At 70.6% G+C, this 25,410-nt stretch carries 22 protein-coding genes; 13 read left to right on the top strand and 9 right to left on the bottom strand.

Annotation, left to right across the window (positions count from 1 at the left end):
- Positions 1 to 149: 149 nt before the first annotated feature.
- From OHA68_RS13285 to OHA68_RS13270, 4 genes are read left to right on the top strand one after another with little or no spacing between them, the layout of a single operon-like run.
- Positions 150 to 3,680, top strand: a complete 3,531-nt coding sequence (locus OHA68_RS13285; RefSeq protein ID WP_327107920.1) for a carbohydrate-binding protein — start codon at positions 150 to 152, stop codon at positions 3,678 to 3,680.
- Entirely contained in the window at positions 3,677 to 4,600 is a 924-nt protein-coding gene (locus tag OHA68_RS13280; protein WP_327107919.1) for a carbohydrate ABC transporter permease, read from the top strand. Before OHA68_RS13285 ends, OHA68_RS13280 begins: the two co-directional genes overlap by 4 nt.
- Positions 4,590 to 5,414: a carbohydrate ABC transporter permease gene (locus tag OHA68_RS13275; protein WP_189137571.1), complete on the top strand. Its 825-nt coding sequence runs from the start codon at positions 4,590 to 4,592 to the stop codon at positions 5,412 to 5,414. The genes OHA68_RS13280 and OHA68_RS13275 overlap by 11 nt, the downstream gene beginning before the upstream one ends.
- Positions 5,415 to 5,436: 22 nt before the next feature.
- A complete protein-coding gene (locus OHA68_RS13270) occupies positions 5,437 to 6,726 on the top strand; it encodes an ABC transporter substrate-binding protein (protein ID WP_327107918.1) in 1,290 nt (429 codons plus the stop codon).
- A gap of 4 nt (positions 6,727 to 6,730) precedes the next feature.
- Here OHA68_RS13270 and OHA68_RS13265 read toward each other — a convergent pair whose 3' ends face one another.
- The 3 genes from OHA68_RS13265 to OHA68_RS13255 form a co-directional block, all read right to left on the bottom strand.
- On the bottom strand, positions 6,731 to 7,825 hold the full coding sequence (locus tag OHA68_RS13265) for a LacI family DNA-binding transcriptional regulator (RefSeq protein ID WP_327107917.1): 1,095 nt from the start codon (positions 7,823 to 7,825) through the stop codon (positions 6,731 to 6,733).
- Between the two features lie 12 nt (positions 7,826 to 7,837).
- Positions 7,838 to 8,728 (bottom strand): PfkB family carbohydrate kinase, encoded by an 891-nt coding sequence (locus OHA68_RS13260; RefSeq protein WP_327107916.1) that lies wholly within the window; start codon positions 8,726 to 8,728, stop codon positions 7,838 to 7,840.
- Positions 8,729 to 8,795: 67 nt separating this feature from the next.
- Entirely contained in the window at positions 8,796 to 9,797 is a 1,002-nt protein-coding gene (locus OHA68_RS13255; RefSeq protein ID WP_327107915.1) for an SIS domain-containing protein, read from the bottom strand.
- A 302-nt stretch (positions 9,798 to 10,099) separates the two neighbouring features.
- On the opposite strand from OHA68_RS13255, the gene OHA68_RS13250 reads away from it, so the two are divergent.
- The 4 genes from OHA68_RS13250 to OHA68_RS13235 are packed head-to-tail and all read left to right on the top strand — an operon-like array spanning position 10,100 to position 14,015.
- A complete protein-coding gene (locus OHA68_RS13250) occupies positions 10,100 to 11,419 on the top strand; it encodes an ABC transporter substrate-binding protein (RefSeq protein ID WP_189137576.1) in 1,320 nt (439 codons plus the stop codon).
- Positions 11,420 to 11,429: 10 nt separating this feature from the next.
- Entirely contained in the window at positions 11,430 to 12,317 is an 888-nt protein-coding gene (locus OHA68_RS13245) for a carbohydrate ABC transporter permease (protein WP_189137577.1), read from the top strand.
- On the top strand, positions 12,311 to 13,147 hold the full coding sequence (locus tag OHA68_RS13240) for a carbohydrate ABC transporter permease (protein WP_189137578.1): 837 nt from the start codon (positions 12,311 to 12,313) through the stop codon (positions 13,145 to 13,147). Before OHA68_RS13245 ends, OHA68_RS13240 begins: the two co-directional genes overlap by 7 nt.
- A gap of 37 nt (positions 13,148 to 13,184) precedes the next feature.
- The gene (locus OHA68_RS13235; RefSeq protein ID WP_327107914.1) at positions 13,185 to 14,015 is read left to right on the top strand and encodes a sugar phosphate isomerase/epimerase family protein; all 831 of its coding nucleotides are present in this window, start codon (positions 13,185 to 13,187) and stop codon (positions 14,013 to 14,015) included.
- Between the two features lie 80 nt (positions 14,016 to 14,095).
- On the opposite strand, the gene OHA68_RS13230 is transcribed toward OHA68_RS13235, so the two are convergent.
- On the bottom strand, positions 14,096 to 15,304 hold the full coding sequence (locus OHA68_RS13230; RefSeq protein ID WP_327107913.1) for a sensor histidine kinase: 1,209 nt from the start codon (positions 15,302 to 15,304) through the stop codon (positions 14,096 to 14,098).
- A complete protein-coding gene (locus OHA68_RS13225; RefSeq protein WP_327107912.1) occupies positions 15,301 to 15,957 on the bottom strand; it encodes a response regulator transcription factor in 657 nt (218 codons plus the stop codon). Before OHA68_RS13225 ends, OHA68_RS13230 begins: the two co-directional genes overlap by 4 nt.
- Before the next feature lie 151 nt (positions 15,958 to 16,108).
- Between OHA68_RS13225 and OHA68_RS13220 the strand changes: the two genes are divergently transcribed.
- The 4 genes from OHA68_RS13220 to OHA68_RS13205 are packed head-to-tail and all read left to right on the top strand — an operon-like array spanning position 16,109 to position 19,783.
- Positions 16,109 to 16,603 carry a hypothetical protein gene (locus tag OHA68_RS13220; RefSeq protein ID WP_327107911.1) on the top strand — a complete coding sequence of 165 codons (495 nt, stop codon included), beginning with the start codon at positions 16,109 to 16,111 and terminating at the stop codon, positions 16,601 to 16,603.
- The gene (locus tag OHA68_RS13215) at positions 16,603 to 17,700 is read left to right on the top strand and encodes a peptidoglycan-binding protein (protein ID WP_327107910.1); all 1,098 of its coding nucleotides are present in this window, start codon (positions 16,603 to 16,605) and stop codon (positions 17,698 to 17,700) included. The genes OHA68_RS13220 and OHA68_RS13215 overlap by 1 nt, the downstream gene beginning before the upstream one ends.
- Positions 17,697 to 18,560, top strand: coding sequence for an ABC transporter ATP-binding protein (locus OHA68_RS13210; RefSeq protein ID WP_327107909.1), 864 nt, complete (start codon positions 17,697 to 17,699; stop codon positions 18,558 to 18,560). The genes OHA68_RS13215 and OHA68_RS13210 overlap by 4 nt, the downstream gene beginning before the upstream one ends.
- Entirely contained in the window at positions 18,557 to 19,783 is a 1,227-nt protein-coding gene (locus OHA68_RS13205; RefSeq protein ID WP_407674440.1) for an ABC transporter permease, read from the top strand. The genes OHA68_RS13210 and OHA68_RS13205 overlap by 4 nt, the downstream gene beginning before the upstream one ends.
- 4 nt (positions 19,784 to 19,787) lie before the next feature.
- Here the strand turns inward: OHA68_RS13205 and OHA68_RS13200 are convergent, their stop codons facing one another.
- The 4 genes from OHA68_RS13200 to OHA68_RS13185 all read right to left on the bottom strand — a co-directional run bounded on the left by OHA68_RS13200 (position 19,788) and on the right by OHA68_RS13185 (position 24,478).
- Positions 19,788 to 22,070: a xanthine dehydrogenase family protein molybdopterin-binding subunit gene (locus tag OHA68_RS13200; protein ID WP_327107908.1), complete on the bottom strand. Its 2,283-nt coding sequence runs from the start codon at positions 22,068 to 22,070 to the stop codon at positions 19,788 to 19,790.
- A 75-nt stretch (positions 22,071 to 22,145) separates the two neighbouring features.
- On the bottom strand, positions 22,146 to 23,324 hold the full coding sequence (locus tag OHA68_RS13195; protein WP_327107907.1) for a Dyp-type peroxidase: 1,179 nt from the start codon (positions 23,322 to 23,324) through the stop codon (positions 22,146 to 22,148).
- Positions 23,324 to 23,875 carry a copper chaperone PCu(A)C gene (locus OHA68_RS13190; protein ID WP_327107906.1) on the bottom strand — a complete coding sequence of 184 codons (552 nt, stop codon included), beginning with the start codon at positions 23,873 to 23,875 and terminating at the stop codon, positions 23,324 to 23,326. The genes OHA68_RS13195 and OHA68_RS13190 overlap by 1 nt, the downstream gene beginning before the upstream one ends.
- Positions 23,876 to 23,935: 60 nt before the next feature.
- Positions 23,936 to 24,478: an MFS transporter gene (locus OHA68_RS13185; RefSeq protein ID WP_327107905.1), complete on the bottom strand. Its 543-nt coding sequence runs from the start codon at positions 24,476 to 24,478 to the stop codon at positions 23,936 to 23,938.
- Between the two features lie 133 nt (positions 24,479 to 24,611).
- On the opposite strand from OHA68_RS13185, the gene OHA68_RS13180 reads away from it, so the two are divergent.
- Entirely contained in the window at positions 24,612 to 25,373 is a 762-nt protein-coding gene (locus OHA68_RS13180; RefSeq protein WP_327107904.1) for a hypothetical protein, read from the top strand.
- Positions 25,374 to 25,410: the final 37 nt, after the last annotated feature.

Raw genomic sequence — 25,410 nt, 5'->3', positions numbered from 1 at the left:
GGATGCCCGGCCTGAGCGTGCCGCGACCTCCGATCTGTTCAATTATGTTCCCTCTTGTGTGATCCGGTGGAGTGAACTAGTTTTGCGGGCCAGGCAAGCGCTTTCCGGAGGGAAGCCTGGCTCGGCCTTTCCAACCCCGAGGAGAGATCGTGTTGGATCCGTTGAATCGCCGCCGGTTCCTGGGCGTCACGGGCGCCGCGTTCGCCGGCGCGATCGTGTTCGACGGCGCCACCCTGCCGGCGCTCGCCGAGCGGGACACGGCTCAGGGCGCGACCGTCAAGCGCAGCGGCGACACCTGGCGCCTGGAGAACGACGTGCTGCGCGTCAAGCTCAAGCAGAGTCGCTCCGGCATCGCGATCAGCAGTGTCCACAACAGGCAGGCAGAGCAGGAATACCAGGTCGCGCCCGGCGGCCGGCAGCTGTTCACGTACGAGTTCGACGGCAAGGACACGGTCGGCGCCGACAGCGGCTGGACGGTGCTGCAGCCGAGCACCGGCGACCTGTGGATGCACACGCCGCGCGGCCGGGTCAGGGTGGGCCGCGAGCTGCGGATCCCGCTGCGGCGCACCAGCCCGGTCGCGGTGACCGTGACAGCGGTGTTCGAGATCTACGACGGACGCTCGGGGCTGCGCTTCCACACGCTGGTACGCAACGACGCCACCGACCGGCGCACCACGATCACCAACTCGACCGTGCTGGCCCTGGCCTTCCCCGACCGGCCGCACACCCTGCACTACCCGCCGAACATGCGCTGGAAGAGCACCACGGGCGCGCTCGCGCCGCTGCCGGAGGACACCTCGTCCGCGGCCAAGCGCGCCGAACTGCCCAAAAAGGTCATCAGCGTGTACGACGAGGGTCACGGGTGGAGCCTCAGCCCGGAGACCAACTGGAAGACCATGCGCGGCGACGGCGACCAGGCCGACTACATGCTGCCGCCGTTCGCCGCGCTCAACGCCTGGCACGAGGCCGACCACGTCAAAGTGGTCACGAACCCCGAGGCCCTGCGGCTGGTGCTGTTCGAGGGCGAGGAGTTCGAGTATCTGTCGGTGAACCTCACGGTCTTCCGCGGCGACGTGATCGACGCGAAGATGGCCGAGGAAGAGCACTTCCGCAGACGGTTCCGCTACAACAACGTCAGCGCGCTCTTCAACACCAACGACTGGGACTATCGCGGTGGTCCGGGCAGCACCTTGCCCGACAACTACTACTACGACGTCATCATCCCCAAGGCGAAGCAGGCCGGCTTCGACATGGTGATGCTGGACGACCTGTGGAACACCACCCGCGACACCATCGTGCCGAGCGCCGCGATGCTGAAGTCGATCCGCAGCCTGGAGGAGTTCTCCGGCACGGTCACCGGCAACGGGATGCGGTTAGGTCTGTGGTTCAGCCTCAGCGGTGACGGCCACGGCAAGGGCCGGGACCTGGCCGACCCGGCCCAGATCGCGGAGAAGCGGGCGCAGATCGAGACGCTGATCACGCGGTATCGGATGTCGCACCAGATGGTCGACCTGACCGAGTGGTGGCAGAACGACACGGCGACGGCCTATTCGCACCCGAGCGACAACGTCTATCGCAAGAACGTGCTGAGCCGCCGCCTGCTCAACCAACTTGTCGAGAAATATCCGGACTTCTTGCCTAAGGTCACCAGTGAGCTGGACATCCACCCCACCCAGGGGGACCGGAACAACAGCTTGATGCACGTTGCGTACAACGGCTGGAACACCGCGAACGGCGGGATCACCGGCGAGGACCTGTCGCTGCGCACCGCCGTCACCGGCTTCGGCCACCTGCCGATGAACTCCACGTACATGAACGGCGGCCGGATCACCGGCCGGATGGAGGACTACTACTCCTACATCGCCGTCCGCAACGTGAAGTTCGGCCAGGACCCCGGCAAGCCCGGCACCTGGCCGGAGGCGGGCGCCGAGCTGATGACCCGCTTCAACCGCTGGCGCAAGCACCCGCGCGTGGCCGCGCTCACCGAGCAGCCGTTCCGCCCGGTCTACCTGGGCGCCGGCTGGGACGGCGAGCGGTGGAACTCCAGCACCGGGCCGTTCGTGTGGATGTGGACCGACGACGACCGCGACACCGCGCTCGTGATCGCCACCGGCAAGGGTGGCTACGCCGCCACCGTGGTGGCCGACCTGCGCTGGCTCGACGACGACGGCACCTACACGGTCGCCGACATCACCCTCGACGACGACGGCTCGCACACCTACGCCTATCGGGGCGCGTACCAGGGTGCGCGGTTGAAGAGCTTCCCGATCGACCTGCGGGCGAACACCTCGCGGGGGAAGGCGTTCTGGATCAAGCGCGCCGACGGCAAGAACTGCCAGGTGCTCTACGCCGACGAGAACGTGGCGTCGTACCGGGAGAACGGCTCGGCGAACCGGCTGCGGCTGGAGCTGACCGGCACGCCGGGCGCCGACGCGGTGGTCGTGGTCGTGGACCCCCGGCACGACCGGGGGCTGCCCGTGACGGTCAGGCTGGACGGCAACGGCCGCGCCTCGGTGAGCGTGCCCGCTGCCGACCTGCTGCCGCCGGTGGCGGTGCCGAGCGTGTTCGCCGAGCCGATCTACAACGAGGCGGAGTTCCTGCCCCGGACGTCCACCGCGACGCTGACCGAGATCGGCGAGCCGAACGCGAGCAACGCCGCGTGGATCCTGGCCGCCTTCACCGGCACCGGGCAGAGCGTCGAGTACACCGTGGACGTGCCCGCCGACGGTTTCTACCAGGTGGACGTGCGCTACAAGGAGAACGAGTCGCGCGGCAGCAGCAAGCTGTCGGTGGACGGCGCCGACCTCGGGCCGGAGTCGAACCACTTCCAGCCGCGCAACATGTACAAGGGCATCGAGTTCCGCGAGCGGCGGCACGGCAACGTGCGGCTGGCCAAGGGGGCGCACACCTTCCGCTTCACCTCGACCGGGCGCACCGGCGGCAGTTACGCGGTCGGCGTCGACTACATCAAGCTCACCCCGGCCGCGACCCTGCCCCGGCTGGCCTTCGAGGCCGAGCAGGTGTGCACCGGCTCCCAGGGCGAGGTGGGCGCGACCGCCGACCCGGCGGCCGGTCCGGCGGTCGGCGGCGCCTGGCACGCGCTGCGCGCCGCAGCCGTGGGGGACTGGGTGGAGTACACCGTCCAGGTGCCCGCCGCCGGCCGGTACACGATCACGTCGCTGGTCAAGGCGCACAAGGACCGGGGGCGCGGCAGGCTGACGATCGGCGGCGCGGCGGTGGGCGAGGAGTTCGACCAGTATCTGCCGCCCGCCGACGGCGCCTACCACTATCGCGAGGTCGGGCACGGCGAGGCCGACCTGCCCGCCGGGGACGTGGTGCTGCGCTACACGGTGACCGGCAAGAACGCCGCCTCGGCCGCGTACACGCTGGCCACCGACCAGATCCTGCTCACCCCGGCGCCCGCGCTCACCCTGACCGGCAAGGACCGGCTCGCGGTGGCCGAGAAGGCGACGTACCAGGTGGAGTTCGTGCAGTTCGCGGAGTATTACGCGGACGCGGCGTACGTGCTCTGGACCGTCGAGCAGGAGAGCGAGCCGGGCGTGCTCGTCGTCGGGCAGGACGGCCGGGTCGAGGCGGTCCGGCGGGGCACGGCGGTGGTGCGGGCGCGCAGCCAGATCGCCGAGCAGGCGACGGCCACGCTGACGGTGACGGTCGCATGAGCGCGATCAGTGAGCTGAGCACGCTCAGCAAGACCAGGGCCGAGCCGGGCCGGCGCGAGAACCTGGCCGCCTACCTCTTCCTCGCCCCCTGGCTGGTCGGCCTGGTGCTGATCACGGTCGGGCCGATGCTGGCCTCGCTCTACCTGGCCTTCACCGACTACAACCTGCTGGAGGCGCCGACCTGGATCGGGGTGGAGAACTTCACCCGGATGTTCGCGGACGAGCGGCTGCACAACTCGCTGCGGGTCACCTTCATCTACGTGCTGGTCTCGGTGCCGCTGCAACTGGCGCTCGCGCTGCTGCTGGCCGTGGTGCTGGACCGGGGCCTGCGCGGGATGGCGTTCTACCGCTCGGTGTTCTACCTGCCGTCGCTGCTCGGCTCCAGCGTCGCCATCGCCATCCTGTGGCGGCAGGTGTTCGGCGGCGAGGGCTTGATCAACCACGTGCTCGGCTGGTTCGGCGTCGCGGGCAGGAGCTGGATCGCCGACCCGGAGTCGGCCCTGTGGACGCTGGTCACGCTGAACGTGTGGACGTTCGGCGCGCCCATGGTGATCTTCCTGGCCGGGCTGCGGCAGATCCCGCGGATGTACTACGAGGCGGCGGCGGTGGACGGGGCGGGGCCGCTGCGCCGCTTCGCCAACATCACCATGCCGCTGCTCACCCCGATCATCTTCTTCAACCTGGTGCTGCAGATCATCCACGCCTTCCAGGCGTTCACCCAGGCGTTCGTGGTCTCGGGAGGGACCGGCGGGCCGTCGGACTCCACCATGTTCTACACGCTCTACCTGTACGAGCGCGGCTTCGGCAAGTTCGACATGGGTTACGCCTCGGCGATGGCGTGGGTGCTGCTGGTGATCATCGCGGTCTTCACCGCCGGGAACTTCGTCGCCTCCAAGTACTGGGTCCACTATGACGATTAGAACCGCGCTCAAGCACGTCGCTCTCGGGGCGACCATTCTGATCATGCTCTATCCGGTGATCTGGATGGTGGTCAGCTCGCTGCGGCCGGGCGACGAGATCTTCCGCGAGCCGGGCCTGCTGATCACTGACCTGGAGATCGAGAACTACACGCTCGGCTGGAACGCGCTGGGCCACCCCTTCAGCCACTATCTGATGAACTCGGCACTGGTCGTGCTCGGCGCGATCGTCGGCAACCTGGTGTCCTGCTCGATGGCGGCCTACGCGTTCGCACGGTTGGAGTTCATCGGTAAGAAGTTTTGGTTCGCCATCATGCTGATGACGATCATGTTGCCGATTCACGTCCTGATCGTGCCGCAGTATGTGATGTTCTCCGAGGTCGGCTGGGTCAACACGTTCCTGCCGCTGGTGGTGCCGAAGCTGCTGGCCACCGACGCGTTCTTCGTCTTCCTCATGGTGCAGTTCATCCGCGGCATCCCGCGCGAGCTGGACGAGGCGGCGCGGATCGACGGCTGCGGTCGGGCCAGGATCTTCCTGCGGGTGATCCTGCCGCTGATGGTCCCGGCCCTTGCCACCACGGCGATCTTCACCTTTATCTGGACATGGAACGACTTCTTCAGTCAGCTCATCTATCTCACTGACCCGGAGATGTACACGGTGCCCATCGCCCTGCGGTCCTTCGTGGACGCGACGTCGAGCACCTCGTGGGGGTCGCTGTTCGCCATGTCGGTGGTGTCACTCGCCCCCGTCTTCCTCGCCTTCCTCGTCGGCCAGCGATTCCTGATCAAGGGCATCGCCACGACCGGCGGCAAGTAGCTCCAAGAAAGGACGTGCTCAGATGCGGTCAGGAACCCTAGCCCGGCTCGCGGTGGCCGGACTGCTTCTCGCGGCCACCGCCGCGTGCGGCGGATCAGGCGGCGGCGCCGCCGACGGCAAGGTCGAGCTCCGCTTCACCTGGTGGGGGTCGGACATCCGGCACCAGGCGACGCAGAAGGCGATCGAGGCCTTCCAGAAGGCCAACCCGAACATCGTCGTCAAGGGCGAGTACGGCGAGTGGAACGGCTACTGGGACAAGCTGGCCACCACCGTCGCGGCCAACGACGCCCCGGACATCATCCAGATGGACGAGCGCTACCTGCGCGAGTACGCCGACCGAGGCGCCCTGCTGGACCTGAAGACCCAGAAGGACCTGCAGACGGCGGACTTCGAGCCGGCCTCCCTGGGCGCGGGCGATGTCGAAGGCAAGCTGTACGGCCTGAACGCGGGCGTCAACGCCTACTCGATCCTGGCCAACCCGTCCCTGTTCGAGGCCGCGGGCGTGAAGATGCCCGACGACACCAAGTGGACGTGGGAGGAGTACGCCAAGATCGCCGCGCAGATCACCGAGAAGTCGTCCGGCGGCGTGTTCGGCTCCCAGGCGTACGGCAACGACGAGGCCGGCCTGTCGGTGTGGGCCAGGCAGCACGGCGAGGCCCTCTACACCCCCGACGGCAAGCTCGGCGTGACCGCCCCCACCGTCACCTCGTGGTACCAGCAGCTGCTGGACCTGCAGAAGGCCAAGGCGCTGCCGAGCGCCGACGCGACCACGCAGGACATGATCGCGCCGCTGGACCAGTCGATGCTGGCCACCAACAAGGTCGCCATGGGCTACTGGTGGAGCAACCAGCTCAACGCGGTCAGCAAGGCCAGCGGCAAGGAGATGAAGCTGCTGCGCCTGCCGAGCGTGACCGGCAAGTCGACGGAGAACGGCAACTACTACAAGGGATCGATGTTCTGGTCGGTGTCCTCGCGCACCGAGCACCCGGTGGAGGCGGCGAAGTTCGTCAACTTCCTCGCCAACACCACCGAGGCCGGCGACATCATCCTGTCCGACCGCGGCGTGCAGCCCAACCTCAAGGTCCGGGCCGCGATCACCGACAAGCTGCCGCCCGCGGAGCAGGCCGCGCAGGCCTACATCGAGGACATCGCCGACGAGCTCGGCTCGGTGCCGACCGCCCCGCCGCCCGGTGGCGGTGGCGCGCAGAAGATCCTGCAGCGCTACACACAGGACGTGCTGTTCGAGCGGCAGACCCCGGCGCAGGCCGCCGAGGGCTTCCTCAAGGAGCTCGGCTCGGAGATCGCCGGCTAGGAGCTCAGGAGGCGGGCGGCGCGGAGACCGAGGCGCGCACGATGAGCCGCGAGCGCAGGGTGTGCGTCTCGCGGCCGGGCTCCGCGCCCTCTAGCGTGTCGAGGAGCACCTGCGCCGCCTTCGCGCCGAGCTCGTGCACGGGCTGGGCGATCATGGTCAGGGGCGGCTCCATGACCGCCGCCCACGCGCTGTCGTCGAACCCGATGAGCGCGATGTCACGCGGGTAGGACAGGCCCACCGCCCGAAGGGCCCGCAGGGCTCCTGTCACCGCGTCGGTCTCGGTGCAGAACACCGCGGTGATCCGGTCGGGGACGGCGAGCATGCGGGCCACCTCCGCGGTGGCCCGCTCCTCGGTCTTGCGGCCGACCATCACCAGCTCGGGGTCGAAGGGGATGCGCGCGTCGTCGAGCGCGTCGAGGTAGCCGCGCAGCCGCTCCCCGTCCGTCCACAGGTTGCGGGAGGCCTGCGCCAGCAGCTCGCGCCGGGTCGCGGGCGGCTTGGCCACCGGCGGCCCCCAGACGAACCCGATGCGCCGGTGACCGGCCGTGATGAGCATCTCCACCGCCTCGCGGGCGGCGTCCCGGTTGTCGATCACCACCGTGTCGAGGTCAAGCGCGGCCACCGCGCGGTCGACGAGCACCACGGGCACCCGGTCCATCGCCGCCTTGATGTGCGCGACCTCGCCCCGCCCGACGGCGGCCGAGGCGATGATGACGCCGTCGACGCGCTTGTCGATGAGCACGTTGGTGGCGGCGATCTCCTCTTCGAGGTTCTCGTACGTGCTCAGCACGATCGTGTCGAAGCCCCGGGCCCGGGAAGTGTCGCAGATGCCCCGTACGACACCGGCGAAGAAGGGGTTGCCGATGTCGGCGACGATCACTCCGAGCGTGTGGCTCACTCCGGTGGACATGCTGCGGGCCAGCGCGTTCGCCCGGTAGCCGAGCTTCTCGGCGGCTGAGAGCACCCGCTCGCGCAGCTCGGGACTGACGTAGCCGTAACCGCCGAGGGTGCGGGCCGCGGTGGCGCGCCCGACTCCGGCCTCGGCGGCCACTTCGGAGATCGTCGGCGGCCCCGGCGCCTGACTCCGGTCAGCTGGCATGGATGGCGTCCCTCAATTCTCACGTTCGGAGGCTGGCCACATGCTAGCCATGACAGGCCGCCCGTGGCCGAACGCGCCTTCGACGAGGCACTGCTCGTAGGCCGCCGCCGCGCCGTCGCGCAGGGCCCGCTCGATCAGGTGCCGCGCCGGAGCGCCGCCCTTGGTCCAGCCACCGCGTAGCAGCGAGACGGCGAACCCGGCGAGGAAGGCGTCGCCGCAGCCCATCGTGTCGACGGGGTCGCGCACCTGGCGGGCCCCGGCGCCGACCGTGACGCGGCCGTCGTGGGCGATCGCGCCGTGCACGCCGCGGGTGGCCAGCGCGAGCCGCGCGCCGCGCCGTACGACGTCGGCCAGCAGGGTGCGGGTGTCCGCCTCGGTGAGATGGGAGCAGGACATCAGCACCAGGTCGGCGTGCGGGCAGACGCGGTCGAGGTAGGAGGAGGTGCGGAACTCCTCCTCGCTGGACAGGTCGAAGCTCACCAGCGGGCCGAGCCCGGCCAGCCGTGGCAGCTCGCTCTCGCTGCGGGAGTAGACGCTGGAGTGCACCAGGTCGAAGGACGACACGTAGGCGAGCAACTCGCCGTCGAGCGCGAGCGGCTCGCGTACCGTGACACCGCCGCCGTTCCAGCCCAGGAAGACGCGGTCGCCGTCGTCGACGCGCAGGTGCGAGACGCCGCTCTCGCCGGGCCGCACGACGCACCGGCCGACGGCGACGCCCTGGGCGGCGATGGACTCGCGCAGGAAGCCGCCCAGGTCGTCGTCGCCGAAGACGCCGAGGTAGGCGGCTTCGAGGCCGAGGCGGCGCGCGTAGACGGCCACGTTCACGCTGTTGCCACCCGGATAGTCGACGGCGCGGTCGACGAACCGGTCGACGATGTTGTCGCCGAAGCCGAGGACTCTCATCACGATCTCCTGCGCAGATGGGGAGCCCCGCCCGGGGCGGTCCTCCGGGCGGGGAGGGGGCGATGGGTCAGTAGTCCATGACGCGGTAGTAGCGGCGCAGGTCGAGCGAGTGGTCGCGGACCCTCTCCAGGTGCTTGCTGACGCGGCTCATCACCACGTCGAGCACGAGCGGGGCGAGCAGGCCGCGGAAGCGCGGGCTGATCCCTTCGAGGGGATAGTCGCGCGTGTCGAAGACGGTGACGTCCTTGGAGACGCGGCGGGCGAAGGACTCCGCGCGGTCGGTGAGGGGACGGGTCTCGTCCTCACCCTGGAAGATGATCACGCTGGTGTCCTCTTGGAGCAGCTCCAGTGAGCCGTGGAAGAACTCGGCGCTGTGCACCCTGGTGGTGCGCAGCCACTGCATCTCCTCGAGGATGCACATCGAGTAGAGGTAGGTGAACCCCCACAGGTTCCCGCCGCCGATGAGGAAGTGGTAGTCGGTGTCCCGGTGCGCTTCTGCGAAGGCGGCGGCCACCGGCTCGGCCTGCCCGGCCACCTCGACGAGGATGCGGGGGAGGTCCGTGAGCTCGGCGGCGAACTCCTCGTAGCCGTCCCACTCGCCCCTGCGTGACAGCAGCCTGCCCATGAACAGCAGCAGTTGCGTGTCGAACGGCCAGGTCTTCGGCTCGGAGACGAGTGCGACGTCGACCTTCTGGGCGATCGGCGAGTCGGGGTAGCCGGTGAAGCCGATCGTGTAGGCGCCCTTGGACCTGCAGAACTCGATGGCCCGGATGCTGTCGTCGGTCGTGCCCGAGACGGAGGTGAAGATCACCACAGTGCGCTCCCCGAGGGACGCGTCACCCGACACGACCAGCTCCGCCGCGATGGCGGCCCGCACGGCGAGGGTCGAGTCGCGCCGGGCGAGGTGCTCGTACGGCCACATCTGGGCGTAAGTGCCGCCGGCGCCCACCAGCAGGAGGTTGTCGAAGCCCTCGCCCACGAGTCGATCGACGAGTTCCTCGATCTGCGGGCGCAGGGCCACCGCGCTGGCCATCTGCTTGAGGAATTCCGGCTCGTTGAATCCGAGCATGTCCGCGTCCTTTCACCGAATGCTTGCGGCCGGTGCCGCTTCCGCGACCTGATACCGGTATCACGCGGGGGTCACGCTGGCACAGCCAGCAGGCCCGCGTCAACACGGCACGTCTTTCTAACGGCCCTGAGCTGCAAGACTGCCGATCCGGTGAAGGGTCAAGAAAATAAGATCTTGACCATGGGGCTGGTACCGGTATCAGAACGTCTGTACAGTCGGCCCACACCAGAGACACCCCTACGGCGGATCTGAGGTGCCACAGCACCGGCGGTCCCCTTTCCTCTGTGAGAAAGGAAGCCCCCATGCGCTCTCGCGCACTGACGACGTTCGCGGCACTCGCCGGGACCTCGGTGCTCGCCCTGGCCGGCTGCGGCGGCGGGACGGCGTCGGCCCCGGCGGCCGACATCGCGGCCCAGCCCGAGTTCTCCGGAACGCTGAGCATCCTCACCAAGTTCGCGGGCGAGCCCCTCGACCCCTACTTCGAGAACCTGGCCGCCGAATACCGGAAGGCGCACCCCGAGGTGCGGATCGAGCTCATCCAGGAGACCGACCAGAGCATCAAGGACAAGCTCAAGACCCTGACCGCCTCGAACGCCCTGCCCGACATCTACTTCACCTGGACCGGCAACTGGGCGGAGAACTACGTCCGCGGCGGACGCGCGGCCGACCTCAGCAAGGTGATCGGCCCGGACACCGAGTGGGGCCGCACCTTCGGCAAGGCATCGCTCGACGCCTTCTCCTTCGACGGCAAGTACTACGGGATCCCGCTCTACAACAACGGCAAGTTCATGGGCTACAACAAGGCCGCGTTCGCCAAGGCCGGCGTCAAGGTGCCCGCCACCTTCGACGAGCTCGTCCGCAGCTGCCCCACCCTGCGCGAGGCGGGCTACGAGCCCATCGCCTTCGGCAACAAGGACGGCTGGCCCGCCCTGCACTACCTGCAGCAGCTCTTCGCCTACAACGTGCCTGCCACGACCTTGCGGGCCGACTTCGACCCCGCGACCGCCAAGCTCGACGACCCCGGATACCTCACCGCGCTCAAGCAGTTCAAGACCGTGGTCACCGAGTGCACCGACACGGGCACCGGCACCAACGGAGTCCTCTACACCTCGGCGCAGGAGGCGTTCTCGAGCGGCAAGGCGGCCATGTACTACCAGGAGATCCTGGAGTTCGACAACGCCACCGCGGGCAAGGGGCTCACTCCCGAGAACTTCGGCATCTTCCCGCTGCCCGTCCCCGCAGCCGCCGCCGGCGACCCCAAGGCGCTCGAAGGATCGCCCGAGGGCTACCTGGTCAACGCCAAGTCGCCGCGGGCCGCGCTCGCCATCGACTTCATGAAGTTCGCCACGAACGCCGAGAACGCCAAGACGCTCTCCGCGCCCCCGTACGGCCAGCCCAGCACGGTCGTCGGCGCCGTCACGCCCGAGACCTCCAGCAAGGCCGTGTACGAGGGCATCGAGCTCGTCAACAAGGCCTCCAACCTGGCCATCTGGCTCGACACCGTGACAGTGCCCGAAGTCGCCGACGCGTGGCTGGCCGGCGGCGAGGCCCTCATCACCGGTGGCATGACGCCCGAGAAGGTGCTCGAAAGCGTGCGCCGGGCGTCCGCGTCGGCCAAGTAGGAGGCGAGCCGTGCGCGCCATCGTCGCGAGATCGCTCGGGCTCGCGTGGGTCGTTCCCGCCCTCGCGCTCGTCGGGGTGTTCGTCTACCTGCCGCTCGTGCAGAACTTCGGGTTCAGCACCCTCGAATGGGACATCTACAGCGGCAGCCAGGAGTACATCGGGTTCGACAACTACGCCAAGCTCCTCGACGACCCGGTCTTCTGGTCGTCCCTCGGCAACAACCTGCTGTACGCGGTGATCTCGATCGCCTTCCAGGTGTTCGGCGCGCTCCTGCTCGCCGCGCTGATCGAGAGCATCCGTGGCGAAGGGTGGCGGCGCAGCCTCCGGGTGATCTACTTCATCCCCTCGGCGATCTCGCTGACCGTCGCGGGACTGCTGTTCTACTTCCTGTACGAGCCCAACCTCGGCCCGATCAACCACCTGCTCGAAGCGGCGGGGCTTGGCCAGTTCGCGGCGGCATGGCTCGGCCAGGAGGGCACCGCGATGCCGGCGATCATCGCGATGAGCCAGTGGCAGGGCTTCGGCTACTCGACGCTGCTGTTCGCCGTCGCGATCCAGCGCATCCCTTCGGAGATCTACGGGGCGGCGGCCATCGACGGCGTCGGGCCGGTCGGCCGGTTCGTGCACGTGACGGTCCCCCTGGTGAGGGAGATGACCGGGCTGATGGCGATCGTCACGGTCTCGGGCTCTTTCCAGGTGTTCAACGAGGTCATGGTGATGACCGGCGGCGGGCCCAACAACTCCACGCAGGTGCTGGGGACATGGCTGTACCGCAGCGGGTTCGTCCGCAACGACTTCGGTTACGCCGCCGCGATCGCGACGGTGCTGTTCGTGATCACGCTCGGCGTCGCCATGGCGCAGCTGTGGGTCACCCGCAGGAGAAGGGTGGAATGGTGAGTCGCCTGAGCTTCATGGGCGTGATCGCGCGCGTGTTCATGTGGGCCTTCCTCCTCGGGCTCGTGGTGGTCGTCGTCTATCCACTGCTGTGGATGGTGCTCAACGGGTTCAAGACCAACGCCGAGCTCTTCAGCGACCCCTTCGCACTGCCGGTCGACTGGAGTTTCGACAACTATCGGAAGGCGTGGAACCGGGGAGTCGGCGACTACCTCACCACCAGTGTGCTCGTCACGGCGACCTCCACCGTGGCCACCGTGTTCGTCAGCGCCTGGGCCGCCTACGGCCTCACCAGGGTGGACATTCCGCTCAACAAGGCGATCACGGCGCTGATCCTCGGCGGGCTCATGCTGGCGCCCACCGTCGCGCTCGTGCCGCTGGTGAAGATGTTCCAGGCCATGGGGCTGTACAACAGCTTCTGGGCGCTGCTCATCCTCTATACGGCGTTCCGGATCCCGTTCACCACCTTCCTCATCCGCGCCTACATGATCGACCTGCCGCGCGAGGTGGACGAGGCCGCGGAGGTGGACGGGGCCGGCCGCTGGACGGCGTTCTGGCGGATCATCCTGCCGATGTGCAAGCCGATCATCACCTCGACGGTGCTGCTGCAGATCCTCTTCACCTGGAACGAGTACCTCTTCGCGATGGTGTTCACCAGCGGCAGCGGGGTGCAGACGCTTCCGGTCGGCCTGACGAGCCTGATGAGCAAGCACGGCACCGAGTTCCCGGTCGTCTTCGCCGGGATGGTGATCGCGGCCGTGCCGGTGGTGCTGCTGTTCGTCTTCGGCCAGCGCTATATCGTCAAGGGCCTCGCTGATGGAATCGGCAAGTGAGCACCGCCGACGGAATCGGCGGATGACAGGAGTTCTCATGGACCTTCAGCGGATCACCGCCGCCAACTTCGCCTACCAGCACCTTCCGTTCGAGCGCTTCCTCGACGACGCGGCCGGCCTGGGCCGGGAACACGTGGAGCTGTGGGGCATCGCGCCGCACCTCCACATCCCGCAGGTGAGCGACGCCGAGGCGCGGGCCGTCCGCCGCCGGATGGAGTCACGCGGCCTCCGGGTGCGCTGTCTCACCCCCGAGCAGGTGATGTATCCGGTGAACGTGGCCTCGCCCGTCACCTGGCTGCGCGCGGGCAGCATCGCCATGTTCCGGCGCGCGGCCGAGCTCTGCGCGGAACTGGGGGCGGAGCTGCTCCTGCTGACCCCGGGCCGCGGGTTCGAGTGCGAGCCGGTGGAGGCGGCCTGGCGCCGCTCGGTGGACGCCGTCGGCGAGATCGCCGGCTACGCGGACACCCTCGGCGTCACCTGCGTGCTCGAACCGCTGCAGCGCGTGGAGTCCAATCTGGTGAACGACTCCCGTACGCTCGCGACGATGATCGACGAGGTGGGCGCGGCGAACCTGGGCGCCGTGCTCGACACCGTGGGCATGGCCGTGGCGGGCGAGGGCGTGGACGACTACTTCGACGCGCTCGGCGACCGCGTCCGCCACGTGCATCTGATCGACGGCCGTCCCGCCGGGCACCTGGCCTGGGGCGACGGCGAGCTGCCGCTGGCCGGCTACCTTGCCGCGCTGGACCGCAGGGGATACGCCGGTCACCTGACCTTCGAGCTCTTCGGCGACGGCCACTACGCTCTGGACCCCCGCGCGGCGGTGGAGCGCTGCCTAGCGGCGGTGCGGGCGGCACTCCCGGCCTGAGGTCGTACGCCGGTCATCCGGAGGAACAGCGCACCGTCGCCGGGCCGGTGCAACGCTCCCAGCCGGCCGCGTGCCACCCGTCATGGATCGGAGCGGGTCCAGGGCGTGGCGTGGGGCAGGTAGGCCGTCACCTCCAGGCCGCCGTCGTCGCGCGGGCGGGCGACCACGTCGCCGCCGTGCGCCTGCGCCACCGAGCGGACGATGGACAGCCCCAGCCCCGCGCTCCTGCCGGTCACCAGCCGGTCGGCGTTGAGCCGCCGGAACGGCTTGAACAGCTCAGGGACGTCGTACGGCGGGACGGCGGGGCCGGTGTTGGCGACGGTGACCATGACCTGCCCGCCCGCGGTCCCGCAGGTGACGCGCACCCAGCCGGTGCCGTCGCCGAGGTTGTGCCGGATGCCGTTCTCGACCAGGTTCAGCACCAGCCGTTCGAGCAGCATCGCGTCGCCGGTGGTGGGGGCGGGGAACGCCTCCTCCCGTACGGTGACCTTCTCCGCCTCGGCCTCCGGCGCGACCTGCGAGACGACATGGGAGACCACGTCGGCCAGGTCCACCGGCGACCGGTCGGCGATCTCGTGCTCGGCGCGGGCCAGGAGCAGCAGGCCGGAGATGAGCCGCTCGTGCCTGGCGTTGATCTCCAGCAGGCTCTCGCCGAGCTCTTTCACGTCCGGGGAGGCGGTCCGCCGGTGCATGGCCAGCTCGACCAGCGCCCGGTTGAGCGTCAGCGGTGTGCGCAGCTCGTGCGAGGCGTTGGCGACGAATCTGCGCTGCCCGTCGAAGGAGTGGTCGAGCCGCTCGACCATGGTGTCGAAGGTGTCCGCCAGCTCCTTGACCTCGTCCCGCCGCCCGGCCAGCGCGATCCGCTCGTGCAGGCCGCGCTCGGCCATCGGCGCGGCGGCGATCCGCCGGGCCGTGGCGGTCACCTTGTGCAGGGGGGCGAGCACCCGGCCGGAGATGATCCAGCCCAGGCCGATCGCCGCGCCGCCGACCACGACCACCGCGACCGCCCCCTGGGCGAGCAGCGAGGTGACCGCCGCCGCGCGCAGATCCAGCTGCTGCTCCTCCAGCAGCCGCTGCTGGTCCTCCATCAGCTGCTGCGCCTGGCCGAGGGTGAGCACGTTGCCCGGGGTGTGCAGCTTGAAGACCTGCTTGGGGCCGTACTTGTCGTCGAAGAGGCGGGAGAGCTCCTGGTTGAAGAGCAGGTAGGAGACGCCGATGAGCACCAGTCCCGCGACGAGGAACAGGGCGCCGTAGAGCAGGGTGAGCCGGGCCCGCAGGGTGACGTTCATGGGATGCGGTACCCCGACCCCGGCACGGTCAGCACGACCGGCGGCTCGCCGAGCTTGCGCCGCAGTTTGAGCACGGTGAGCCGGACCACGCCGGTGAAGGGGTCGGCGTTCTCGTCCCACGCCTTCTCCAGCAGTTGCTCGGTGGAGACCACGGCCCCCTCCGCCCGCATCAGCTCGGCCAGCACGGCGAACTCCTTCTTCGACAGCGGGACGTACCGCTCTGCGCGGAAGACCTCGCGGCGGGCCGGGTCGAGCGTGAGCCCGGCGCGCCGCAGCACCGGCGGCGCGGCCGGCCGGCAGCGGCGGCCCAGGGCGTGCACGCGGGCGGCGAGCTCGGCGAAGGCGAACGGCTTGGCGAGGTAGTCGTCGGCGCCCAGCGACAGCCCGGTCACCCGGTCGCCGATCTCCCCGGCCGCGGTGAGCATCAGCACCCGCGCGGTGGACTCCGAAGCGACCAGCTCCCGGCAGACGTCGTCGCCGTGCACGATCGGCAGGTCGCGGTCCAGGATGACCACGTCGTAGTCGTTGACCGAGAGCCGTTCCAGTGCCGCCCCGCCGTCGTTCGCGGTGTCCACCGCGTGCGTCTCCTCGCGCAGCCACTCGGCTATCGCGTCGGCGAGCACCGGCTCGTCCTCGACCACCAGAACCCGCATTCCCCCGCCCTTCCTTGATCTAGGGCCGATGGTGGCGTACGTCCTGTTTGCTCGCTGTTAGCACGTGTGGAAACGGTGGGGAAACCGGCGCTTCGCTTGCATCTGTCCGGACGGCCGGGGCAGAACCGGCCGCTGGACGAGGAGAACACCGATGCGAGGACGAATCCTCGGCGTGACCGCTCTGCTGGCGCTGGCCCTGGCCGGATGCGGCTCGGGCGCGACCGGAGGCGCCGACGTGGCGTCGGCCGGCGATGTTACGCCGACCTCCGGCAGCTCCGCCGCGCCGAGCCTAGGCAGGGAGGAGCGGACCCTCAAGTGGGCCCAGTGCATGCGCGAGAACGGCGTCGACGTGCCCGACCCGAAGGCCGGCCAGGGCATCAAGATGACGATGGGCCCGGGCTCCGAGGCGACCATGGACAAGGCCCAGCAGGCGTGCAAGGAGTGGAAGCCGTCGGGGGGTGACGGGCCTGGCGGCGCCCGCGACGGCGAGCGGATGCGCACCCTCGCCAAGTGCATGCGGGACAACGGCGTGGCGGAGTTCCCCGACCCCGAGGGCAACACCATGCGCCTGGACAAGAAGGTCGCCGACGACCCCGACTTCCCGGCGGCCCAGAAGAAGTGCCAGTTCGACCTCGGCGGGTCTTGATGGCCTCCTTGGACGAGGTCTCCGGCCGCCGTAAGCGCAAGGGGAGGATCGTCGCGCTGCTCGCCGTGGTGGTCGTGGCCGGTGCGGCACTCGTGGCGGCCGGCAACACGGGACTGCTGACGGGCGGCGCCCAGCCGAGCGCCGCCGCCGCACTGCCCCCCGCCACCACGCGGATCGCCAAGGAGACCCTGGAGGACACGCTGGACGCGGACGGAGAGCTCGGCTACGGCCCCGCGACCACGGCGGTCAGCCGCAAGCCCGGCACCGTCACCTGGCTGCCGGCCAGCGGCGACCAGATCACCCGCGGCAAACCGCTCTACAAGATCGACAACGATCCGGTGGTGCTCATGTACGGCGGGACGCCCGCGTACCGGGACCTGAGGACCGGCACGGAGGGCCGGGACGTGCGCGCCCTGGAACGCAACCTCCGCAAGCTCGGCTACACCGGCTTCACCGTGGACGACGAGTACACCTGGGCCACGGCCGAGGCGGTCAAGGAGTGGCAGGACGACCGGGGGCTGCCGGAGACCGGCGTCGTCGAGCTCGGCCGGGTCGTGTTCGCCGACGGCAAGGTGCGCGTGGACACCCTGGACACCCAGGTCGGCCAGCCCGCCGCGCCCGGCCAGAAGGTGCTCTCCCACACCGGCACCGCCAAGGTCGTCACCGTACGGCTGGACGCGGAGGACCAGCGGCTGGCCAAGCCGGGGGCGCGGGTGTCCGTCACCCTGCCCGACGGCAGGGACGTGACCGGCAAGATCACCGAAGTGGCGACGGTCATCGAGCCGGGGGAGGGCGATCAGGAGCCGGACACCAAGGTCGAGGCGCTCGTCGCCATCAGCGCCAAGGCGCGCAAGGCGACCGCCGGCCTGGACCAGGCCGCGGTGGACGTGACCTTCACCGCGGCCAGGCGCGAGAACGTGCTGACCGTGCCGATCGTCTCCCTCGTGGCGCTGCGCGAGGGCGGCTTCGGCGTCGAGGTCGTCGAGGGCGCCACCACCCGGTACGTCGCGGTGGAGGCCGGGCTGTTCTCCGGTGGCCGGGTCGAGATCAGCGGCGAGGGCCTGGCCGAGGGCATGACCGTGGGGACCGTGAAATGACCATGATCGCGTTGTCACAGGTGAGCAAGACCTACCCCGGCGGCGTCACCGCGCTGGCGTCGGTCACGCTGGAGATCGCGCGGGGCGAGCTGGCCGCCATCGTCGGCCCGTCCGGCTCGGGCAAGTCCACGATGCTCAACACCATCGGCACGCTGGACCGCCCCACGTCGGGGACCGTGCGCATCGACGGCTACGACATCTCGGCCCTGTCGGACAACCAGCTCTCCGCGCTGCGGGGGACCCGGATCGGGTTCGTCTTCCAGCAGTTCCACCTGGCTGCGAACGTCCCGGCGCTGGACAACGTGGCCGACGGCCTGCTGTACACCGGCCTCGGCCTGGCCGAGCGGCGCCGCCGGGCCCGGCTCGCGCTGGAACGGGTCGGGCTCGGGCACCGGATCGACCACGAGCCGCACGAGCTGTCCGGGGGTGAGCGGCAGCGCGTCGCCATCGCCAGGGCGGTGTCCGGCGACCCGCCGCTGCTGCTGGCCGACGAGCCGACCGGGGCCCTGGACTCGGTCTCGGGCGCGGGGGTGATGGACCTGCTGTACGACCTGCACGCCTCGGGCACCACCGTGCTGATCATCACCCACGACCGCGAGATCGCCGCCGGCCTGCCCAGGCAGGTGTCGATGCGCGACGGGCGCATCGTCGCGGACACGGCGACGGGTGGAAAGGTCGCGGACACGGCGACGGGTGGAAAGGTCGCGGACACGGCGACGGGTGGAAAGGTCGCGGACACGGCGACGGGCGGAAAGGTCGCGGACACGGCGGTCGGCGGCAAAGCGGACTCGGCGGTCGGCGGTGTCGCGGTGTCGGGGCGGCCCTCTGCCCATGAGCGCGCCCGGTTCGGGGCGGCATGATGGCGTCCGTCGACCACGAGGGCCGGCCCAGGTTGTCGCCGCCCCGGATGAGCGCCCGCGACGTGCTGCGGGTGGGCGCCGTGGGCCTGCGCACCCGCCCGATGCGCGCCTTCCTGTCGGCGCTCGGCATCGCCATCGGCATCGCGGCGATGATCGGCGTGGTGGGCATCTCCTCCTCCTCGGGCGCCGAGCTCGACCGGCAACTGTCCGCGCTGGGCACCAACCTGCTCACCGTCTCCGCCGGTCAGACGATCGCCGGCGAGGAGGCGAAGATGCCGGTGGACGCCGAGGCGATGATCGAGCGGATCGGCCCGGTGGAGTCCGTCTCGGCCGCCGCGTACCTCAAGGACGCCAAGGTCTACCGCTCCGAGCAGGTCCCCCGGGCCCAGACCGGCGGTATCTCCACCTACGCCGCCCGCCTCGACCTGCTCGACTCCGTGGGCGCGACCGTGCGCAGCGGCACCTGGCTGACCGAAACCACCCAGACCTACCCGGCGGTGGTCCTCGGCTCGACCGCCGCCGAACGGCTCGGCGTGCCGGCGGCGGGCCCCGACACCCAGGTGGTGATCGGCGGCGAGCGGTTCACCGTCGTCGGCATCCTCGCCCCGGTGGCGCTGGCCACCGACCTCGACACCGGGGCGATGGTCGGCTGGCCGGTGGCGGAGCGGTTGCTGGACTTCGACGGCCACCCCACCACCCTGTTCACCCGCGCCGACGAGCGCCGGATGGACGCCGTCCGCGACGTGCTGCCCGGCACCGCGAACCCGGAGGCCCCCAACGAGGTCGACGTGTCCCGCCCCTCGGACGCGCTCGCCGCCAAGCAGGCCACCGACCAGGCGTTCACCGCGCTGCTGCTCGGCGTCGGCGCGGTCGCGCTGATCGTGGGCGGCGTCGGGGTGGCCAACACCATGGTCATCTCGGTGCTGGAACGGCGCTCGGAGATCGGCCTGCGCCGATCGCTCGGCGCCACCCGGGGTCAGATCCGCACGCAGTTCCTCGCCGAGTCGCTGCTGCTGTCGGCGATGGGCGGCGCGGGCGGCGTGCTCATCGGCGCCGCCGTCACTCTCGCCTACGCCTACGCCAAGGGCTGGCAGGCGGTGATCCCCACCGAGGCCACGGCGGCCGGCCTGGCGGCGACCCTCCTGATCGGCGCCCTCGCCGGCCTCTACCCGGCCGTCAGAGCCTCCCGCCTCTCCCCGACCGAGGCCCTGGCCACCACCTAGCCCCTTAGGAGGACAGCAGCCGCCAGATGGTCTGCGGGGTGATCGGTGTGTCGGTGACGCGGTCGGCGATCTCCGGAAGGGCGGCGGCGACCGCGTTGCCGATGGCGGCCGGCGGGCTGATCGTGCCGGCCTCGCCGACGCCCTTCATGCCGCCCGGGGTGATCGGCGAGGGCGTCTCCAGCGAGACGATCCGCACCTCGGGCACCTCGTACGCGGTGGGCGGCAGATAGTCGGCGACCGGCTGCCCGTCCTCGCCGTAGCCGACCTCCTCCGTCAGCGCCATCCCGATGCCCTGGGCCACCCCGCCCCGGAGCTGGCCTTCGACGATGTCCGGGTTCACCTGCACACCGCAGTCGTTGACCACCCAGTAGCCCTCCAGCTCCACCGCGCCGGTCTCCGGGTCGACGGCGACGGCCGCCGCGTGCGCGCCGTAGGCGTAGGTGTAGTCGGCCGGGTCGTACGTCGCCCGTTCCTCCAGCCCGGGGGAGCAGCCGTCCGGCAGGTCCCAGCCGCGCCACGCCGACGTGGCGATCTCCCGCAGCGGCAGCGACGCCTGCGGATCCCCCTTGACCTGTACGACGGACGCGACGATCTCCAGGTCACCGGGAGCCGCTTCGAGCCGGTGCGCCGCCAGCGCGATGATCTTGTCGTGCAGCCGGGTGGCCGCCTCGGCGAGGGCCGGGCCGCCGACCACGAGGGCCCGGCTGGCGATGGACCCGACCGGCGAGTACGGCGTCGACGCGGTGTCCGCCAGCACCACCCGGATCCGGTCCATCGGCACCCCCACCCGGTCGGCGGCGATCTGCGCCAGCGCGGTCTCGATGCCCTGCCCGATCCCGGCCAGCCCGCTGGACACCACCACCGACCCGTCGGAGTTCATCCGCAGCAGCGCCGCCTCGTACCCGCCTTCCTGGATGCCGGCCGCCTTCAGGCCCATGGAGGGTCCCATGCCGGTGCCCTCCACATGGCAGGAGTAGCCCACGCCCCTCCTGCGCCCGTCGTCCCCGCCCGGCGGCGTCACCATCTCCCGCAGCGTGCGCAGCGCCCTCGGGTAGTCGCCCGAGTCGTACGTCTGCCAGATCCGGTTCCCGCAGGGCAGGTCCTCGGGCCGCAGCATGTTGCGCAGCCGCAGCTCGACCGGGTCCAGCCCGAGCCGTCGCGCCGCCTCGTCGACCAGCCGCTCCCGCGTCCATGCGGCCTCCGGCTGGCCGAACCCGCGGTAGGAGCCGGTTGGCGTGGTCGTGGTGACCACCCCGCGCACCCGGGCCCCCGCCCGCTCGAACCGGTACGGTCCCGGCAGCAGCGTGGCCGTCACCGCGGCCGGCCCCGCGCCCACGTTGGAGGGATGTGCCCCGAGATCGCTCACGATGTCGGCGTGCACCGCCACGAACCGGCCGTCCCCGTCCAACGCCAGCCGCCCCCGGTGCACGGTGGCCCGCGACGGCAGGGTGGCCACCAGCCGGTCGCCGGGCGCCTCCGTCCAGCTCACCGGCCGTCCCAGCCGCGTCGCGGCCAGGCAGGCGAGCAGTTCGTCCGGATACAGGTGCTCCTTCGCCCCGAACCCGCCGCCGACGTCCGCGCCGATCACCCGTACTCGATCATGACCGAGCCCCAGCGCGTCCGCGGCGTGCTCGCGCACGTTGTGCGCGGCCTGCGTGGAGATCCGGATCGTCAGCTCCTCGCCGTCGTAGGAGGCGACCACCCCGCGCGGCTCCATCGGGTACGGCGAGACGCGGCCGAGCGTGAACGTCATCTCGACCACGTGCTCGGCGGCCCCGATCGCCTCCTCGCAGTCGTCCCCCATGGGGAAGTCGGTGACCACGTTGGTGCCCCACTCCGGGTAGAGCAGCGAGGCGTCGTCCGCCAGCGCGCGTGCCACGCCGACGACGGCGGGCCACTGGTCGAAGTCCAGGTCGACCAGTTCGGCGGCGTCCCCGGCGGCTTCCGGGGTGTCGGCCACGACGACCGCGACCGGCTGGCCCACGTAGCGGATCGTCTCCTCCAGCACCGGGTAGGCCGTCAGCCGCTGCCCCGGCGACAGCCCGGCACAGGGCAGCCGGATCCCGGCCGCGTCCGCCGGGGTGATGACGTCGAGCACGCCGTCGGCGGCCCGCGCCGCCTTGACGCCGCACGCCACCAGCCGCCCGTGCGCGATCGGGCTGCGCACCACGACCGCGTACGCCATGCCGGGCAGCCGGACGTTGCCGACGTACCGTCCGCGTCCGGCCAGGAGCCGGGCGTCCTCGAGGCGGGGAGTCCTGGAACCTACGTACGTGTCGTCGGCCATGACCTCGATTCTGAGCGCGAGGAGAGTTCCCGTCCATGAGCCGCACGGCGCGGGTGCGGCCCATGGACGGCCGGCTCAGGCCAGCAGGCCGTCGCCGATCCACCCCTCGGGCGTACAGCCCGGCGGGATGGCGAAGACCGCCGAGCCGATGGGCGTCACCCACTCGTTGAGCAGGTCCCCCTCGGCCAGCCGACGCTGAACCGGGACGAACTGCCGCTCCACGTCCGCCTGATAGGAGGCGAACAGCAGCCCCGAGTCCGAGGTCCCGTCCTTGGACAGGCCCTCGTCATAGTTGTACGGACGCCGCAGGATCCGGGCGGCGGGATCGGCCGTCCTGGCCCGCCTGATGTGGGCGTACTCGGAGATGACCGGGAAGCCGAGCCGGTTGACCCGCTCGAAGTCCGGCTCGTCACGCTCGGCCCGGCCGGTCAGGGGAGCGCCGGTGTCCAGCCGCCGCCCGATGGTGAACTCCCTGGCCACCCGGTCGGCCGCGTCCCACGTCTCCAGCTCCATCCGGATGCGCCGCAACACCAGCGTGGTGCCGCCGCGCAGCCAGTCGGCCCCCTGATCGATCCAGACGGCGCGGTCCAGGTCGGTCGGGTTGACCGTGCCGTCGAGCTGGCCCATCAGGTTGCGCTGGGTATGCCCCTGAACACCCAGGTGCGCGCTGCGCCGGAAACCCCGCTGGGTCCAGCGCACCTTGGCGAAGGACCGCGCGTCCTTGACGATCATCCGCAGCGCGTGCGCCACGGTGAGCGCGTCGTCGGCGCAGATCTGCACCAGCAGGTCCCCGCCGCTCCACTCCCTGCGCAGCTTGTCCGTCTCGAACGCGGGCAGCGCCTCGACCGGCGAGTCCACTTTCGCCGCGGCGAACAGCCCCGGCCCGAAGCCGAACGTCACCGTCAGCCGGGCCGGGTCCGTCGCCAGCTCCGGCTCGGTGTCGGCCAGCGCGGGCCGCCCCTGGGTGAGGCGGCGCGCGTCATCGGTCAGCAGCGGCAGCAGCCGGCCGAGCGCCTCCTTCCCGGTGCCCGGCAGCAGGTCGAAGGCGACGAAGACCGCGTGCGCCTGCGGAGCCGTCGCCACCCCCGCCTGATGCACGCCGTGGAACGGCTCCACGACGGGTCCGGCGGGTTCGCCCGAGGCGACGGCCGAGGGCGTATCCAGCGCGCCGATGACGGCGGCCGCGCCGAGCGCGCCCGCCGCGGTGGCGGCGCCCCCGGTGATCAGCCCTCTTCTGCTGATCCGACCGGCCATCACTTGTGTCCCATGCCCGGCTGGTAGTCCTCCTTGCCTCCGGCGAAGTCCTTGCCCACGGCGGTGAACTCGAAGGGCTGCCCGTCCTTCACCGTCAGTGTGAACGGGATCCGCGCACCCGGCTTCACCTCCTCGGCGACCCCCATCAGCATGATGTGGTCACCGCCGGGCCGCAGCTCGTGGGTGCCGCGCGGGGGGATGACGAAGCCGCCTTCCTTGGGCCGCATGATCATCTTGCCTTCGGAGTCCACCACCTCGTGCAGCTCGATCATCGGCGACAGCGGGGACGCCCCGGCGACGATCGTCACCTCGGCGTCGGTGTTGTTGACCAGGGTGCCGAACGCGGCGGTCATCCCCTTCTCGGCCGTCTTCACCCAGGGATCGGTGATGGAGAGCCCGGCGGCGGCGCCGGCGGGTGGCCGCGCCTCGGCGGCGACGGTCGACCGGCTCTGGGCAACGGTGTCGGCGGTCTTGGCGGTGTCGGCGGTGGAGCCGCACCCGCTCAGCGCCACGACGGCGGCGGCGAGCAGGCACACAGGACGGAGGTACATGAACATGCCTTTCTGCGCCCACGGCAGAGCATCGCCGCGGGCGGGGGTCGTCGAAAAGGATCAGCTGGTTTCGACGACCATCGGCGGTCCACGCCCGCTGAGCACGTGCCGCAGCACGGCCGAGCGCAGCACCGGCGGCTCGACCACGGCCGCGGCGAAGAACGGCGTCTCGGGCACCGGCGGCAGCAACACGGCGAGCAGCCGTACGGCCAGCCGGCGCAGCAGCGTCCAGAGCACGGCCTCGCCGCGCGCCAGCCACAGCGCGGTCAGCAAGGTGGCCCAGGAGTGCGCGACCAGCATCCCGAACCCCGGCACCAGCCCCCCGGAGGCGTGCACGGCGTGCGCGACGGCCTGCACGGGGGAGCCGGCGTGCGACAGCGAGAACAGCAGGTGCAGGGCGAGCTGGAGTCCGCCCAGCAGGGGCAGAATGGCGTGCAGCGATCGCTCGCGCCCCGCCACCGGATAGGCGGCACAGGCGGCCAGCCAGAACGCCACCAGCATGGCGTCCCCGGACACCGTCCCCCCGCCGAAGACATGCGCCCCCACACCCAGCCCAAGGCACACCATGGCGAACACCATGGTGCGAAGAAGGCGAAACGGCATGCTCGGCGTCACGATCCCGACATCATGACACGCTCGGCCTTCGCCCTCCTTTCGAACCCACCCAATTACTCCTGAAAACAGCCGGTTGCGGTTTCCCGGCGATCCGCTAAGAGCGGCGGCATAATGACCCGCAATGCCGAAATTTGCGGAACTCTCGACATATGCGGGGGCGATCGCGCCGGTCATCGGTGCGGTCCACGTCAACGTGCACGCCGCCGCCCGCGCGGTCGGCAGAGAGCTCAGCGGAGCCCCGGACCCGTCCCCCGGCTTCCTGAACGACCTCCGGTTCACCCTCCCGCTCCGCCCCCTCACCCGCGCCGCGCTCGCCGCCGTCTACAGATACGGCACCGCCGACGAACGCGAGAGCATCGTCCAGGAGCACCTGGAGCAGGGCGCCCTGACCGAGGACCCCGACGGCCTGCTGCACGCGACGGCCCACGGCCTGGAGATCATCCACAGCCTGTACGGCCTGCACGCCGCCGCCGTCGAGCGCATCTGGCCCGACCACGACGTCCCCGCACTGGCCACCCTCGCCCGCAGCGTGCTCACCCGGGCCCAGCAGGACCTGTCGACGACAGCCCACCCCTCCGGTCACTCGGCGGAGGCGGTGGGCGGTGCGTTCGCGGTGGTGGTGCCGCCGTACGAGCCGGCCGACGCCCCGCCGGGAGTGCTGCTGTTCAACCGGCTCGCCGCCCTGCGCTACCACCGCGCGGACGCGCACGCCGCGGCCTGGCAGGAAGCAGGCCTGTCGGTGGCCGACATCGTCGCCCTGAAGCGCGGCCCGATACGCGAACGCATCGAGGCAAGGACGAACCAGCGCGCCGCCCGCCCGTACAGGATCCTCTCGGAGGCGGAGCGTGCGCGGTTGTACGACGGGTTGCTTCGCCTGGTGTGAGGGGAGGACGACTTGGGCATAGTTCGCAAATTGCCAC

Source organism: Nonomuraea glycinis (genome assembly GCF_035920485.1).
Taxonomy (GTDB): domain Bacteria; phylum Actinomycetota; class Actinomycetes; order Streptosporangiales; family Streptosporangiaceae; genus Nonomuraea; species Nonomuraea glycinis.
The sequence above is the reverse complement of the archived record's forward strand: the minus strand, read 5'-3'. Positions and strand labels throughout refer to the sequence as shown.

Bases quoted from the DNA above. Each gene is read 5' to 3' on its own strand.
- OHA68_RS13185 (WP_327107905.1), bottom strand. From the start codon at position 24,478: ATGCCGTTTCGCCTTCTTCGCACCATGGTGTTCGCCATGGTGTGCCTT.
- OHA68_RS13265 (WP_327107917.1), bottom strand. From the start codon at position 7,825: ATGCCAGCTGACCGGAGTCAGGCGCCGGGGCCGCCGACGATCTCCGAA.
- OHA68_RS13235 (WP_327107914.1), top strand. From the start codon at position 13,185: ATGGACCTTCAGCGGATCACCGCCGCCAACTTCGCCTACCAGCACCTT.
- OHA68_RS13250 (WP_189137576.1), top strand. From the start codon at position 10,100: ATGCGCTCTCGCGCACTGACGACGTTCGCGGCACTCGCCGGGACCTCG.
- OHA68_RS13230 (WP_327107913.1), bottom strand. From the start codon at position 15,304: ATGAACGTCACCCTGCGGGCCCGGCTCACCCTGCTCTACGGCGCCCTG.
- OHA68_RS13225 (WP_327107912.1), bottom strand. From the start codon at position 15,957: ATGCGGGTTCTGGTGGTCGAGGACGAGCCGGTGCTCGCCGACGCGATA.
- OHA68_RS13195 (WP_327107907.1), bottom strand. From the start codon at position 23,324: ATGGCCGGTCGGATCAGCAGAAGAGGGCTGATCACCGGGGGCGCCGCC.
- OHA68_RS13280 (WP_327107919.1), top strand. From the start codon at position 3,677: ATGAGCGCGATCAGTGAGCTGAGCACGCTCAGCAAGACCAGGGCCGAG.
- OHA68_RS13260 (WP_327107916.1), bottom strand. From the start codon at position 8,728: ATGAGAGTCCTCGGCTTCGGCGACAACATCGTCGACCGGTTCGTCGAC.
- OHA68_RS13210 (WP_327107909.1), top strand. From the start codon at position 17,697: ATGACCATGATCGCGTTGTCACAGGTGAGCAAGACCTACCCCGGCGGC.
- OHA68_RS13275 (WP_189137571.1), top strand. From the start codon at position 4,590: ATGACGATTAGAACCGCGCTCAAGCACGTCGCTCTCGGGGCGACCATT.
- OHA68_RS13215 (WP_327107910.1), top strand. From the start codon at position 16,603: ATGGCCTCCTTGGACGAGGTCTCCGGCCGCCGTAAGCGCAAGGGGAGG.
- OHA68_RS13205 (WP_407674440.1), top strand. From the start codon at position 18,557: ATGATGGCGTCCGTCGACCACGAGGGCCGGCCCAGGTTGTCGCCGCCC.
- OHA68_RS13220 (WP_327107911.1), top strand. From the start codon at position 16,109: ATGCGAGGACGAATCCTCGGCGTGACCGCTCTGCTGGCGCTGGCCCTG.
- OHA68_RS13200 (WP_327107908.1), bottom strand. From the start codon at position 22,070: ATGGCCGACGACACGTACGTAGGTTCCAGGACTCCCCGCCTCGAGGAC.
- OHA68_RS13190 (WP_327107906.1), bottom strand. From the start codon at position 23,875: ATGTACCTCCGTCCTGTGTGCCTGCTCGCCGCCGCCGTCGTGGCGCTG.
- OHA68_RS13240 (WP_189137578.1), top strand. From the start codon at position 12,311: ATGGTGAGTCGCCTGAGCTTCATGGGCGTGATCGCGCGCGTGTTCATG.
- OHA68_RS13255 (WP_327107915.1), bottom strand. From the start codon at position 9,797: ATGCTCGGATTCAACGAGCCGGAATTCCTCAAGCAGATGGCCAGCGCG.
- OHA68_RS13270 (WP_327107918.1), top strand. From the start codon at position 5,437: ATGCGGTCAGGAACCCTAGCCCGGCTCGCGGTGGCCGGACTGCTTCTC.
- OHA68_RS13180 (WP_327107904.1), top strand. From the start codon at position 24,612: ATGCCGAAATTTGCGGAACTCTCGACATATGCGGGGGCGATCGCGCCG.